A 12,292-nucleotide genomic window follows, 5' to 3' on the forward strand; every position below is an offset into this window, starting at 1 on the left:
TGGGTCATGGGGTTTCCTCTCGCGTTCCTTATTAGAATTAGAAAGCCCCTCCCATGATGGAAGGGGCTTTGTTTGGTGAGCCCTTCGCTTAGGCTCAGGGCGTTCGTCGCTGAAATCGATTCACTGGATCGATTGCTCGGGCTTTGCCCGATCGCTCCTCACTACTCGGCTGCCTCTGCGTAAGCTTCGACCGGGGGGCAGGTGCAGATTAGGTTGCGGTCGCCATAGACGTTGTCGACGCGGTTGACCGGCGACCAATACTTGTCCACGCGGAAAGCGCCGGGCGGGAAGCAGGCCTGTTCGCGAGAATAGGGACGATCCCATTCGCCGACGAGGTCTTCCACCGTATGCGGGGCGTTCTTCAGTGGGTTGTTCAGCTTGTCCGAACGGCCTTCCTCGATATCGCGGGCTTCTTGACGGATAGCCAGCATGGCTTCGCAGAAGCGGTCGAGTTCGGCCTTGGTTTCGGACTCGGTCGGCTCAATCATCAGTGTACCGGCAACCGGCCAGCTCATAGTCGGCGCATGGAAGCCGCAGTCGATCAGACGCTTGGCAACGTCGTCGACGGTGACGCCGGCGCTGTCGACCAGCGGACGGGTGTCGATGATGCATTCATGCGCGACACGGCCGGCCGCGGACTTGTAAAGCACGTCATAGGCGCCCTTCAGGCGAGCGGCGATATAGTTGGCGTTGAGGATCGCGACCTTCGTTGCCTGCGTTAGGCCTTCGCCGCCCATCATCAGGCAGTAGCTCCAGGAAATCGGCAGGATGGACGCCGAACCGAAGGCTGCTGCCGAAACCGCACCCGAACGGCCGTCCGTTTCCGGATGGCCGGGCAAGAAGGGCGCCAGATGCGACTTGACGCCGATCGGACCCATGCCGGGACCGCCGCCGCCATGCGGGATGCAGAAGGTCTTGTGTAGATTGAGGTGCGAAACGTCGGAGCCGATGTCACCGGGGCGAGACAGGCCAACCATGGCGTTCATGTTGGCGCCGTCGAGATAGACCTGGCCGCCATGCTTGTGCACGAGATCGCAGATTTCCTTGGCGGTTTCTTCGAACACACCATGCGTCGACGGATAGGTGATCATGCAGCAGGAGAGATTTGCTGCATGGTCTTCCGCCTTGGCGCGGAAATCTTCAAGGTCGATATCGCCGTTTTCCCGCACCTTGACGACGACGACCTTCATGCCAACCATCTGGGCGGACGCCGGGTTGGTGCCATGCGCGGAGGTCGGGATCAGGCAGACGTCGCGGTGACCCTGGCCATTGGCAATATGGTAATTGCGGATGGTCAGCAAGCCCGCATATTCGCCCTGCGCGCCGGAATTCGGCTGCATGGAGAAGGCGTCGTAGCCGGTAACGGCACAGAGCTTTTCCGTGAGGTCATCGATCATTTCGCGATAGCCTAGCGCCTGATCGGCGGGCACGAAAGGATGGATGTCGGAAAATTCCGGCCAGGTGATCGGCAGCATTTCGGCTGTCGCGTTCAGCTTCATCGTGCAGGAGCCGAGCGGGATCATGGAGCGGTCGAGCGCCAGATCGCGGTCGGAGAGCCGGCGGATGTAGCGGGTCATTTCGCTTTCGGCGCGGTTCATGTGGAAGATCGGATGCGTCAGGTATTCGCTGGTGCGCAGCAGATCCTTCGGCAGGCGATAGGAGGGCTCGAAATCGGCGATCTGGAAATTGCCGCCGAAGGCGCGCCAGACGGCTTCGAGCGTTGCCGGACGGGTGCGCTCGTCGAGCGAGATGCCGATCTTCGTTTCCCCGACCTTTCGCAGATTGACGCCCTCGGCGACGGCTGCGCGCAGGATGAGACCCTGCATGTGGCCAACATCGACGGTGATCGTGTCGAAGAAGGTCTCGGGTTCAACCTGGTAGCCGAGCTTTTCCAGGCCCTTTGCCATCAGAACGGCCTTCTGGTGAACCTGCTGGGCAATCGCCTTGATGCCCTTGGGACCGTGGAAGACGGCGTACATGGAGGCCATGACGGCGAGCAGGACCTGCGCGGTGCAGATGTTCGAGGTGGCCTTTTCGCGGCGGATATGCTGTTCGCGCGTCTGCAGCGACAGGCGATAGGCACGGTTGCCGCGGGCATCGACGGAAACGCCGACAAGGCGGCCGGGCATGGAGCGCTTGATGGCATCCTTGACCGACATGTAGGCGGCGTGCGGACCGCCATAACCGACAGGAACGCCAAAACGCTGCGAGGAACCGACGGCGATATCGGCACCCATCTCGCCCGGCGACTTCAGAAGCGTCAGCGACAGGATATCGGCAGCAACGACGGCGATCGCGCCCGTCTGGTGCAGGCGGGAGATCAGACCGGTATAGTCATGCACGTGTCCGTGCGTGCCCGGATACTGGAAGATCGCGCCGAAGACATCGACCGGATCGAGATCGGTGAAGGGGTTGCCGACGATGACGCCCCAGCCGAGCGGCTCGGCGCGGGTGCGGATCAGCGCAATCGTCTGCGGATGGCAATCGGCATCGACGAAGAAAGCCTTGGCCTTCGACTTGGCGACGCGCTCGGCCATCGCCATGGCTTCGGCAGCGGCCGTCGCCTCATCGAGCAGCGAGGCATTGGCGACATCGAGGCCGGTCAGGTCGCAGATCATCGTCTGGTAGTTCAGAAGCGCTTCGAGGCGGCCCTGCGAGATTTCCGGCTGGTAAGGCGTATAGGCCGTGTACCAGGCTGGGTTTTCCAGGATGTTGCGCTGAATGACCGGTGGCGTGATCGTGCCGTAGTAGCCCTGGCCGATCAGCGAGGTCAGAACCTTGTTCTTGTTGGCAGTTTCACGCAGCTTGTCGAGCGCCTCGCGTTCCGTCATTGGCGCGCCCCAGAGGAGCGGCGCCTTCTGGCGGATGGCGGGCGGTACGGTGGCGTCGATCAGCGCGTCGAGGCTCTTATAGCCGATGACGCCGAGCATGTCCGACATTTCCGACGGGGAAGGGCCGATATGACGCCGATTGGCGAAGTCATAAGGCTGATAGTCGGTGAACTGGAATTCGGTAGGCGTCGTCATTACGCAGTAAGCTCCTTATAGGCCGCTTCGTCCAGCAGTCCGTCGACATCGCCAAGATTCTTGAGCTTGAGTTTGAAGAACCAGCCGGCGCCCTGAGCATCGGAATTAACAAGCGAGGGATCGGCAACGATGGCCGGATTGACTTCGACGATCTCGCCATCCAGCGGGCAATAGACCTCGGACGCGGCCTTAACGGATTCGACGGTTGCCGCATCGTCATTCTTGGAAAAGGTGGCGCCGACCTCAGGCAGTTCCACAAAAACGAGGTCGCCGAGTTGCTCGACAGCGTAGGTGGTAATGCCGACGGTCGCGACATCGCCTTCGAGCTTCAGCCATTCATGTTCCTGGGTAAACTTCAGCATGGAAAATCCTCTCGCAATAGGGTCAGCGTTTGTAGGTCGGCGTAACGAAGGGAAGGGTGGAGACTGTTACGGGCAGGTACTTGCCGCGCACTTCCGCATAGATCTGCGTGCCAGGTGCCGCATAGGAGACCGGCACGTAGCCCATGGCGACGGGGCCCTCGACGGAGGGGCCGAAGCCGCCCGAAGTGACTTCGCCAATCTCGGTTTTCCCCTCGGCATCGGCAAAGAGCTTGGAATGGCCGCGTACCGGCGCCTTGCCTTCCGGCTTCAGACCGACGCGCTTGCGGGAAACACCCTTATCCAATTCGCCGAGAATGCGTTCGGCACCCGGAAAACCTCCTGCGCGTACACCACCGGTGCGGCGGGCCTTCTGGATGCCCCATTCGATGGCGGCTTCGACCGGCGAAGTGGTCGTGTCGATGTCGTTGCCATAGAGGCAGAGGCCGGCTTCGAGGCGCAGCGAGTCACGGGCGCCAAGGCCGATCGGCTCGACATCTGGATGCTCCAACAATCGGTTGGTGACATCGACGGCCTTGTCGGCGGGAATGGAGATTTCAAAACCGTCCTCGCCGGAATAGCCCGAGCGGGAAACGAGACAGGACACATCGTGCAGGCGGCAATGGCGCACGTCCATGAATTTCATGGCGGCCACATCGGCCCAGAGTTCGGCGAGCACATCGACGGCACGAGGGCCTTGAAGCGCGATCAGGGCGCGATCGAGGACGGTGATCTGGCAGGTGCCGGAAAGATGCTCCTGCAGGTGAGCGACGTCCTGCTCCTTGCAGGCGGCGTTGACAACGACGAAGAGATGGTCATCGAGATGGGTGATCATCAGATCGTCCAGGATGCCGCCATTCTGATCGGTAAAGAAACCATAGCGCTGGCGTCCCTCGGCAAGACCCAGGATATCGACCGGCACGAGGCTTTCGAGCGCAAGGGCTGCATCCTCGTACTTGCCGGACTTCGCCTTGATGATGACCTGGCCCATATGGGAGACATCGAAGAGACCGGCGGCGGTGCGGGTCTGCAGGTGTTCCTTCAGGACTCCGGCCGGATATTGCACCGGCATGTCGTACCCTGCGAAGGGCACCATGCGGGCACCGAGCGACAGGTGAAGCGCGTGAAGCGGGGTTTTCTTGAGGGCAGCAATATCGTCCAAACGACGCCTCCGGGGTTTGCGCCCGATATCCGGGCGCGGGCTCAAAACTGAAGGCGCGGCTGCGCCTTGTCTCCTTGAGCCCCCTCTGTCCCTGCGCCTGAGATTGTTATCCCTTCGGCGGACGTTTCGAGAACGCCTCTCTCCAGAGTTCCGTCTGCCCCTTGTGGTCCTTTTGCCTGAGAGTTTCCGGGGCGGTTGCTCCTTCGGCACCGGCGTCGCAGCCGGCTTCTCCCAACAAGGTTGCCGCAATTATCCGGGGCCGGCAGGCCTTGGCAAGCAAAATGTCGCGACCGTACAAATTTTTGTCGCGGCTCAGAGAAGCCGGTTGCGATGTCAGGCAAATGGGCTTTTGCATTTGCCAGCGAAATTAGCTAACGCGAGCCGAGAGCGAGGAGAAATACTCTATGAAAATCGTCAGGACATCGGCTTTTGCGGCCCTGCTGTGCGCTTGTGGCTTTATCGGATCCGCACTCGCCCAGGATCATCACAACATGCAGGGTATGGACATGGGCAACATGGGCTCCATGAACATGGCCATGGGTGGCGACTTGGTGAAACTCGGCGATCTCGAAATCTCCGGCGCTTTTGCCAAGGCGATGCTGCCCGGCCAACCAGTCGGCGGCGGCGGCTTCACGGTGAAGAACAATGGCTCGACCGACGATCGCCTGGTCTCCGTTACCTCGCCGACTTCAGGCGAAGTGCAAATCCACGAAATGGCCATGCAGGGCAATGTCATGAAGATGCGCCAGCTCAAGGATGGGATCATTATTCCAGCCGGCCAGACCGTCGAGCTTGCCCCCGGCAATCTGCACCTGATGTTCCAGAAGGTGAAGACGCCCTTCAAGCAGGGCGACAAGGTGCCGGTCACACTCACCTTTGAAAAGGCCGGAAAGGTGGATCTGGTACTGAACGTGCTGTCGGCACAGGGCAAATAAGCGCTGAAAACAATAAGCGCTGAAAAACAGAGGCCCGCGATCAAATCGCGGGCCTTGCTCCTCCCAGCAAAACTTAAATTTCACACATCCTCATAAGACTGCAGCGCCTGTTTCAAGCCCGCCTGCGGCTGGCGAAAGCCCTTGGTCATCAGATCAAGCGCAACTTCAGTGCTTTGGATGACGCTGGCACCGTCTTCTGGATCCTCGCCGCTCTGATTGAGCTGGCGTTCTGCGAGCTTGCGGGCATCGCGCGCAGCCGTACCGGTCGCCACGCGCTGAGGAATGCGCAGGGACTCGAAGGCTAGGGCGGCAGTGCTTGCAGATATGGAACCAAGCTGCGTCATTCGGCCCTCATACCGGTCCAACCTTCGCGTTCGGCTTAAGAAAATCATCGGCATTTTAACGGATGATAAGAATTCCATAGATGCGATTGAGATCGGAGCGGAACCCAACAAAACCGGACACACGGCCCAGGCTGTTCTTGTCGCGGTCCACGGCATGTCGGTTCGCTTCTGCAATATATGTCAGCCGTCGCGTCTCATACGGATGGCTACCGTCATGGCTGTCCGGTCTGACGCGCGTATCCCTCTGATCTCGATTCCGATTTCCGTTTTCTGAAAAATGCTCTAAAGGCAGCGGCAAGAGAGGCGCTGCCTTTGATAGCGCCCGCATTTTCCGAAAGAACTCCATGGCAGGCATAGAACACATCAAGGTGGAGCCCGATGAAGCGGGCATGCGGCTCGACCGCTGGTTCAAGATCCACTATCCGGGACTCGGCTTCGGTCCATTGCAGAAACTCCTGCGCTCCGGCCAGGTCCGTGTCGATGGCGGCCGTGTCAAATCGGATGCTCGTGTGCAGCCCGGCCAAATGGTGCGTGTGCCGCCGCTCGATGTTGATGCGAAGGTCAAGTCCGGGCCGATCGCCGGGAAGGATCTGAAGCATTCCGGTGACTTCGAACTCCTGTCGCGCATGGTGCTGCATGAGGACGAGAAGGTGATCGTGCTCAACAAGCCGGCCGGCCTCGCCGTGCAGGGCGGCTCGGGTGTGGCGCGCCATATCGACCAGATGCTGGAGGCCTGGACGAGCCCGAAGGGTGAGAAGCCTCGTCTCGTCCACCGCCTCGATCGCGATACATCGGGCGTGCTCGTCATTGCCCGCACCCGTGGCGCTGCCCAGAAGCTGACAGCCGCCTTCCGCGAGCGCGATACCAAGAAGACCTACTGGTCGCTGGTCAAGGGCGTACCGCGAAAGCGCGAAGACAAGATCTCAACCTGGCTCGTCAAGGAGCAAACCATGGATGGCGACCGCATGCGGATTGCCAAACACGGCGAGGATGGTGCGGATCATGCAGTGTCTTATTACCGCATTGTGGAGACGGCGGCTCAGCGTCTCGCCTGGCTGGAGATGGAACCCTATACGGGCCGCACACACCAGCTTCGCGTCCATGCGCTGCATATCGGCCATCCGATCATCGGCGATCCCAAATATTTCGACGAGGATCCGAACTGGGATTTTCCCGGCGGCATCCAAAAGCGTCTGCACCTGCATGCGCGCCATATCGATATTCCGCACCCCTCCGGCGGGCGCCTGCGGGTAACGGCCCCTTTGCCGCCGCATATGGTGCAGAGCTGGAACCTGCTCGGCTTCGACGAAAACTCAGCCCCCATCCTGGATGACGAAGAATGAAGCTTGCGCTTTTTGATTGCGACGGCACGCTGGTTGACAGTGCCGGGCTGATCCACGAAACCATGCGCCGCACGTTTGCGAAATTCGGCAAGCCGGAACCCCGGTTCGAAGACACCAAGGCAATTATCGGCCTGACGCTCGATATCGCGATTGCCCGCATGCAGGGCAAGCCGCATGTCGAGCAAGAAGATATCGACATGACGGCACATTACAAATCGCTGTTTACGGTCGTGCGCCAGGATCTCGATTACCGGGAGCCGCTTTTCCCGGGCATCCGCGAAATGATCGATGCGATCAGCGGGCGCGAGGATCTGCTGATCGGTGCCGTGACCGGCAAATCCCGGCGCGGACTGAAGCTTGTCATGGAGACGCATAGCTTCGACAAGCATTTCATCGTCGCGCGCACCGCCGACGATTGCCCCTCCAAACCGCATCCGGCCATGGTGAGCGAATGCTGCGACGAAACCGGCATGAATGCCGCCGATGCCATTGTCATTGGTGACGCGGTTTACGATATGCAGATGGCAAAGGCTGCCGGCGCCAAGGCGATCGGCGTTGCCTGGGGCTATGCCAGCGTGGATGAGCTGATCGCCAACGGCGCCGATGCGATCGCCTACCATCCGAACGAGATATTGCGCCATTTTTCCTGAGGTGAGCCCATGCGCGACCTGCTGAACGACCTTTCCGAAGACCTGAGCCATCCCGATCCGATTCGCCGCGCGCAGATCCAGATGAAGAAGCCGTTGCCGAAGCGCTTCTATAAGACGGTTTCCGTGGCGGCGCACCAAGACGGTTTTGCTATCGAGCTGGATGGCAAACTCGTGCGCACACCGGCCCGCCAGATCTTAGCCGTGCCGAGCGAAGCGCTGGCGAAACTCGCTGCCGCGGAGTGGGACGCGCAGGCCGAGGTGATCGACCCGTCGCTGATGCCGGTCACACGCCTCGTCAACACGGCAATCGATGGTGTCGCCACCGATACGCAGGCCGTGTTCGAAGACATCCTGCGCTTCTCTTCGAGCGATTTGCTCTGTTACCGCGCCGAGAGTCCGCAAGAACTGGTGAAGCGCCAGACCGACTGCTGGGATCCGATACTCGACTGGGCTGCGGCCGATCTCGGCGCGCGCTTCATCCTCGTCGAAGGCGTCATGCATCACGAGCAGCCGCGCGAGGCGATCGCCGCCTTCGGTTCGGCGTTGCGCCGGCACGATAGCGCGCTCGAACTTGCAGCTCTCCATACGGTGACAACGCTGACCGGTTCGGCGCTTCTGGCGCTGGCGATCGCAGAAGGGCAGATCACACCTGAGGAAGCCTGGTCGCTCGCCCATCTCGACGAAGACTGGACCATCGAGCACTGGGGAAGCGATGAAGAAGCCGAACAGCGCCGTGCCAAGCGTTTTGAGGATTTCAAAGCAGCAACGGATGTTTTTTTCGCGCTAAGGGCCTGAATCATATTGCTTTGATGGGCTTTATGACGAAATCTGCGACTCCGGACGGGGATATGCGGGAATTGGAATGAATTGGCTGAGGTCGAGATTTTGCCTGATAGCGCTTGTTTGCGTGGCGCTGACGGCCTGCGCCAGCCTTATGCCGAAGAAGCAGGAAAAGCCCATCTATGACGTGCGCAGTGCCGTCGTGCTGTCGAGCGCGACCATGTCGGCAGAGCTGCTGGCTGGCATCAACGACCGCGTCAACACCGCCATCCGTGCAACAGTCCGCACGACCGAATTGCCGCGTGTGGTGCTGACGATCCGTATCGTGTCCGTCCAGAAGGGGCTCGGCTTCCAGAAGGACCGCAACGTCGCGAAGGTCAGCGTCGATGCCGCGTCCGTGGAGGACGGATCGGTGATCGCCGTTACCTCCTTCGAAGTCACCAGCTTGACCGCCGATCCTCATCTGGCAGATGACATTCTGGCGGAAGATATAGCGGCGCGCATCCGCTCCGCCTTCGCACTCAGCGGAAGATAGCTTTATTCTTTTCCACGCAGTTCCGGACGCAAAACCGATGCGCACTTTTGCTGGAATTGCTACATGACCGCAGAAAACGGCGAGGGGAGATCATGAAGGACATTCTGGAAGAGCTCGAACGCCGTCGTGATGTTGCCCGTCTCGGCGGCGGGCAGGCGCGTATCGATGCGCAGCACCAGCGCGGCAAGCTGACGGCGCGCGAGCGCATCGACCTGTTTCTCGACGAAGGCTCCTTCGAGGAGTTCGACATGTTCGTGGAGCATCGCTCCACCGATTTCGGCATGGACAAGAGCCGCATTGCCGGCGATGGCGTGGTGACGGGCTGGGGGACGGTCAACGGCCGCACCGTCTTCGTCTTCGCCAAGGATTTTACAGTCTTCGGCGGCTCGCTTTCCGAGGCGCATGCCGAGAAGATCATCAAGGTGCAGGATATGGCGCTGAAGAATCGCGCGCCGATCATTGGCATTTATGATGCGGGCGGGGCGCGTATTCAGGAAGGTGTGGCAGCACTCGGCGGTTATGCCGAGGTCTTCCAGCGCAATGTGCTGGCTTCCGGCGTCATTCCTCAGATCTCCGTCATCATGGGGCCTTGTGCGGGCGGCGACGTCTATTCGCCCGCGATGACGGATTTCATCTTCATGGTGCGCGACACGTCCTACATGTTCGTGACGGGACCTGACGTCGTGAAGACCGTTACCAACGAGACGGTGACCTCGGAGGAACTTGGCGGTGCGACCGTTCATACGACGCGCTCCTCAATTGCCGACGGCGCCTATGACAATGATGTCGATACGCTCCTGCAGGTGCGCCGGCTCGTCGACTTCCTGCCGCAGTCGAACACGTCGCCGATACCGGAGATCGAATGTTACCAGTCGGTGACAGATGTCGATAATTCTCTGGATACGCTGATCCCTGCCAATGCCAACAAGCCCTACGATATCAAGGAGCTGATCCAGAAAGTGGCGGACGAGGGGGATTTCTTCGAGATCCAGGCAAGCTTTGCCAAAAACATCGTCTGCGGCTTCGGGCGCGTCGAAGGCTCTACGGTCGGCTTCGTCGCCAACCAGCCGATGGTGCTTGCCGGGGTGCTGGACAGCGACGCTTCGCGGAAAGCTGCTCGCTTCGTGCGCTTCTGCGACTGCTTCAACATTCCGATCGTCACCTTCGTGGATGTGCCGGGCTTCCTGCCGGGCACGGCACAGGAATATGGCGGGCTCATCAAGCATGGGGCGAAGCTGCTCTTCGCCTATGCCGAGGCGACTGTGCCGAAGCTGACGGTCATCACGCGCAAGGCTTTCGGCGGCGCTTACGACGTGATGGCCTCGAAACATCTGCGCGGTGACCTGAACTATGCCTGGCCGACGGCGCAGATCGCTGTCATGGGCGCCAAGGGCGCGGTGGAGATCATCTTCCGCAAGGACATCGCCGATCCCGAAAAGATCGCCACATATACGAAGATGTACGAGGATCGCTTCCTGTCGCCCTTTGTCGCAGCCGAGCGCGGCTATATCGACGAGGTGATCATGCCGCATTCGACACGACGGCGGCTGGCGCGAGGGCTGAAGATGCTGAAGAACAAGGATCTCAGCAATCCTTGGAAGAAGCATGACAACATTCCGCTCTGATCGAATAAAACAGGCTCTTAAGGTGTTTTTCTACTGTCGAAGTTGTGAACGCCCGTCAGCAAACCGTGTCTTCAATCCCTCTTAAAGACTCGGTAACGCTCGGCAGTACACCCTTTAGGAGAGACCTAATGTCAACTTTCGAGCGTCTGTCTGCCTACCGCCCCTATGGTCTGGCCGCTCTCAGAATTATGACCGCGCTTCTGTTCATCGAGCACGGCATGATGAAACTTTTCGGCTTCCCAGCTGCCCAGGGCGATGGCCCGCTGCCCATGCTGTTCCTGATTGCGGGATTGCTGGAACTGGTCGGCGGCATCCTGGTGCTAATCGGTTTCGCAACGCGGCCTGTGGCATTCCTGCTGGCCGGCGAAATGGCGATCGCCTATTTCATGGCGCATTCGCCGCGCAGCTTCTTCCCGGCTCTCAATCAGGGTGACGCTGCGATCCTGTTCTGCTTCGTTTTCCTCTATCTATTCTTTGCCGGCGCCGGTGCGTGGTCTGTCGATAACAGAAACGCGGCGGCTTAAAGCATTTTGGACACAAAAGGGCTGCGGGTTGTCGCCCGCAGCCTCTTCTTCATTTCAAATATTTCTTTTTCAGGCCGTCATTTTGAGGCCGGCAATGCCGGCGACGATCAGCACAATGCAGATCAGACGAGAGGCGTTTGCCGCGTCGCCCAGAAGCCAGATGCCAAGCAGCACGGTGCCAACCGTGCCAATACCGGTCCAGATCGCGTAAGCGGTGCCGATCGGCAGGCTTTTGAGGCCAAGCCCGAGCAGCACGACGCTCACCACCATTGAAGTCACTGTGAGAACCGTCGGTATCGGACGGGTAAAGCCATCGGTATATTTCAGACCGATTGCCCAACCGCATTCAAAAAGGCCAGCGAGAAAAAGCAGGAACCAGGCCATCATATTCTCCTTGTTAAGAGCGAGGCCGTCCCCGCGACTTTTGCGACCCGGGCAAGCCCGAGTGCCGCAGTCGTCTGCGTCATACGTCATATGTACGAGGGAACGGCTCACTTCAAGCTAGGAATTGGCATAGCTGCCATGCCACCCGATTTCCGTTTGGTTCGGCCCTGGGGTCAGGCGTTCTTCGCCCTGCGGCAGAGACGGTCGAAGGTCTCGAGGAAACGCGAACGATCCTTCGGGCTGAAAGCAGCGTTATAGCCCTTGCTCTCACCTGTCTCGCGAAGATGCGCGCCGAGATCGCGCATGGCGCTTGCCATGCCGATATTGGTTTCATCGAAGACGCGGCCTGTCGGGCCGGTGACGAAAGAACCTTTGGCCACGCAGCGGACCGCAAGGGGCACGTCTGCAGTCACTACGACATCCGCAGGGCCGGCATGGTCTGCAATCCAGTTGTCGGCGGCGTCGAAGGCATTGGAGACGATGACGTTGCGGACCATCGGATCGCGGGACGGGCGCAGGCCGGAATTGGCGACGAAAGTCACTTCGATGCCAAGGCGCTCAGCCACTTTCAGGATTTCAGGTTTGACCGGGCAGGCATCGGCATCAACATAGATCATGGTCATAT

At 60.0% G+C, this 12,292-nt stretch carries 12 protein-coding genes, 1 pseudogene and 1 riboswitch; of the genes and pseudogenes, 7 read left to right on the forward strand and 6 right to left on the reverse strand.

The features are described from left to right. Positions 1–161 precede the first annotated feature (161 nt). The 3 genes from gcvP to gcvT are packed head-to-tail and all read right to left on the reverse strand — an operon-like array spanning position 162 to position 4,547. Positions 162–3,026 (reverse strand): aminomethyl-transferring glycine dehydrogenase, encoded by a 2,865-nt coding sequence (gcvP, locus tag FHX15_RS11340; protein WP_184396897.1) that lies wholly within the window; start codon positions 3,024–3,026, stop codon positions 162–164. Then, positions 3,026–3,388 (reverse strand): glycine cleavage system protein GcvH, encoded by a 363-nt coding sequence (gene gcvH / locus FHX15_RS11345; RefSeq protein ID WP_184396899.1) that lies wholly within the window; start codon positions 3,386–3,388, stop codon positions 3,026–3,028. Before gcvH ends, gcvP begins: the two co-directional genes overlap by 1 nt. Before the next feature lie 22 nt (positions 3,389–3,410). Next, positions 3,411–4,547, reverse strand: a complete 1,137-nt coding sequence (gcvT, locus tag FHX15_RS11350; RefSeq protein ID WP_184396901.1) for a glycine cleavage system aminomethyltransferase GcvT — start codon at positions 4,545–4,547, stop codon at positions 3,411–3,413. Positions 4,548–4,701: 154 nt separating this feature from the next. Further along, positions 4,702–4,792, reverse strand: a riboswitch (glycine riboswitch). Positions 4,793–5,026: 234 nt separating this feature from the next. Here gcvT and FHX15_RS11355 point away from each other — a divergent pair. Beyond that, positions 5,027–5,482 (forward strand): annotated as a pseudogene (locus FHX15_RS11355) (copper chaperone PCu(A)C); the annotation flags it as partial. Between the two features lie 80 nt (positions 5,483–5,562). Here the strand turns inward: FHX15_RS11355 and FHX15_RS11360 are convergent. Beyond that, positions 5,563–5,826 (reverse strand): hypothetical protein, encoded by a 264-nt coding sequence (locus FHX15_RS11360; RefSeq protein ID WP_184396906.1) that lies wholly within the window; start codon positions 5,824–5,826, stop codon positions 5,563–5,565. Between the two features lie 344 nt (positions 5,827–6,170). On the opposite strand from FHX15_RS11360, the gene FHX15_RS11365 reads away from it, so the two are divergent. From FHX15_RS11365 to FHX15_RS11390, 6 genes are all read left to right on the forward strand, one after another. Further along, a complete protein-coding gene (locus FHX15_RS11365; protein WP_184396908.1) occupies positions 6,171–7,169 on the forward strand; it encodes an RluA family pseudouridine synthase in 999 nt (332 codons plus the stop codon). Continuing rightward, complete coding sequence (locus tag FHX15_RS11370; protein WP_184396911.1) at positions 7,166–7,819, forward strand: HAD-IA family hydrolase; 654 nt, start codon at positions 7,166–7,168, stop codon at positions 7,817–7,819. Before FHX15_RS11365 ends, FHX15_RS11370 begins: the two co-directional genes overlap by 4 nt. Positions 7,820–7,828: 9 nt before the next feature. Then, a complete protein-coding gene (locus FHX15_RS11375; protein ID WP_184396913.1) occupies positions 7,829–8,614 on the forward strand; it encodes an ATP12 family chaperone protein in 786 nt (261 codons plus the stop codon). A gap of 67 nt (positions 8,615–8,681) precedes the next feature. Continuing rightward, positions 8,682–9,134 (forward strand): hypothetical protein, encoded by a 453-nt coding sequence (locus FHX15_RS11380; RefSeq protein WP_184396915.1) that lies wholly within the window; start codon positions 8,682–8,684, stop codon positions 9,132–9,134. A gap of 92 nt (positions 9,135–9,226) precedes the next feature. Beyond that, positions 9,227–10,759, forward strand: a complete 1,533-nt coding sequence (locus FHX15_RS11385; RefSeq protein ID WP_184396917.1) for an acyl-CoA carboxylase subunit beta — start codon at positions 9,227–9,229, stop codon at positions 10,757–10,759. A gap of 128 nt (positions 10,760–10,887) precedes the next feature. Further along, positions 10,888–11,283, forward strand: coding sequence for a DoxX family protein (locus FHX15_RS11390; RefSeq protein WP_184396919.1), 396 nt, complete (start codon positions 10,888–10,890; stop codon positions 11,281–11,283). A 69-nt stretch (positions 11,284–11,352) separates the two neighbouring features. Here the strand turns inward: FHX15_RS11390 and sugE are convergent, their stop codons facing one another. After that, complete coding sequence (sugE, locus tag FHX15_RS11395; RefSeq protein ID WP_184397186.1) at positions 11,353–11,667, reverse strand: quaternary ammonium compound efflux SMR transporter SugE; 315 nt, start codon at positions 11,665–11,667, stop codon at positions 11,353–11,355. 173 nt (positions 11,668–11,840) lie between these two features. Continuing rightward, on the reverse strand, positions 11,841–12,284 hold the full coding sequence (locus tag FHX15_RS11400; protein ID WP_184396921.1) for a YaiI/YqxD family protein: 444 nt from the start codon (positions 12,282–12,284) through the stop codon (positions 11,841–11,843). Between the last annotated feature and the right edge of the window lie 8 nt (positions 12,285–12,292).

This window comes from Rhizobium sp. BK650 (assembly GCF_014195325.1).
Classification (GTDB): Bacteria; Pseudomonadota; Alphaproteobacteria; order Rhizobiales; family Rhizobiaceae; genus Rhizobium.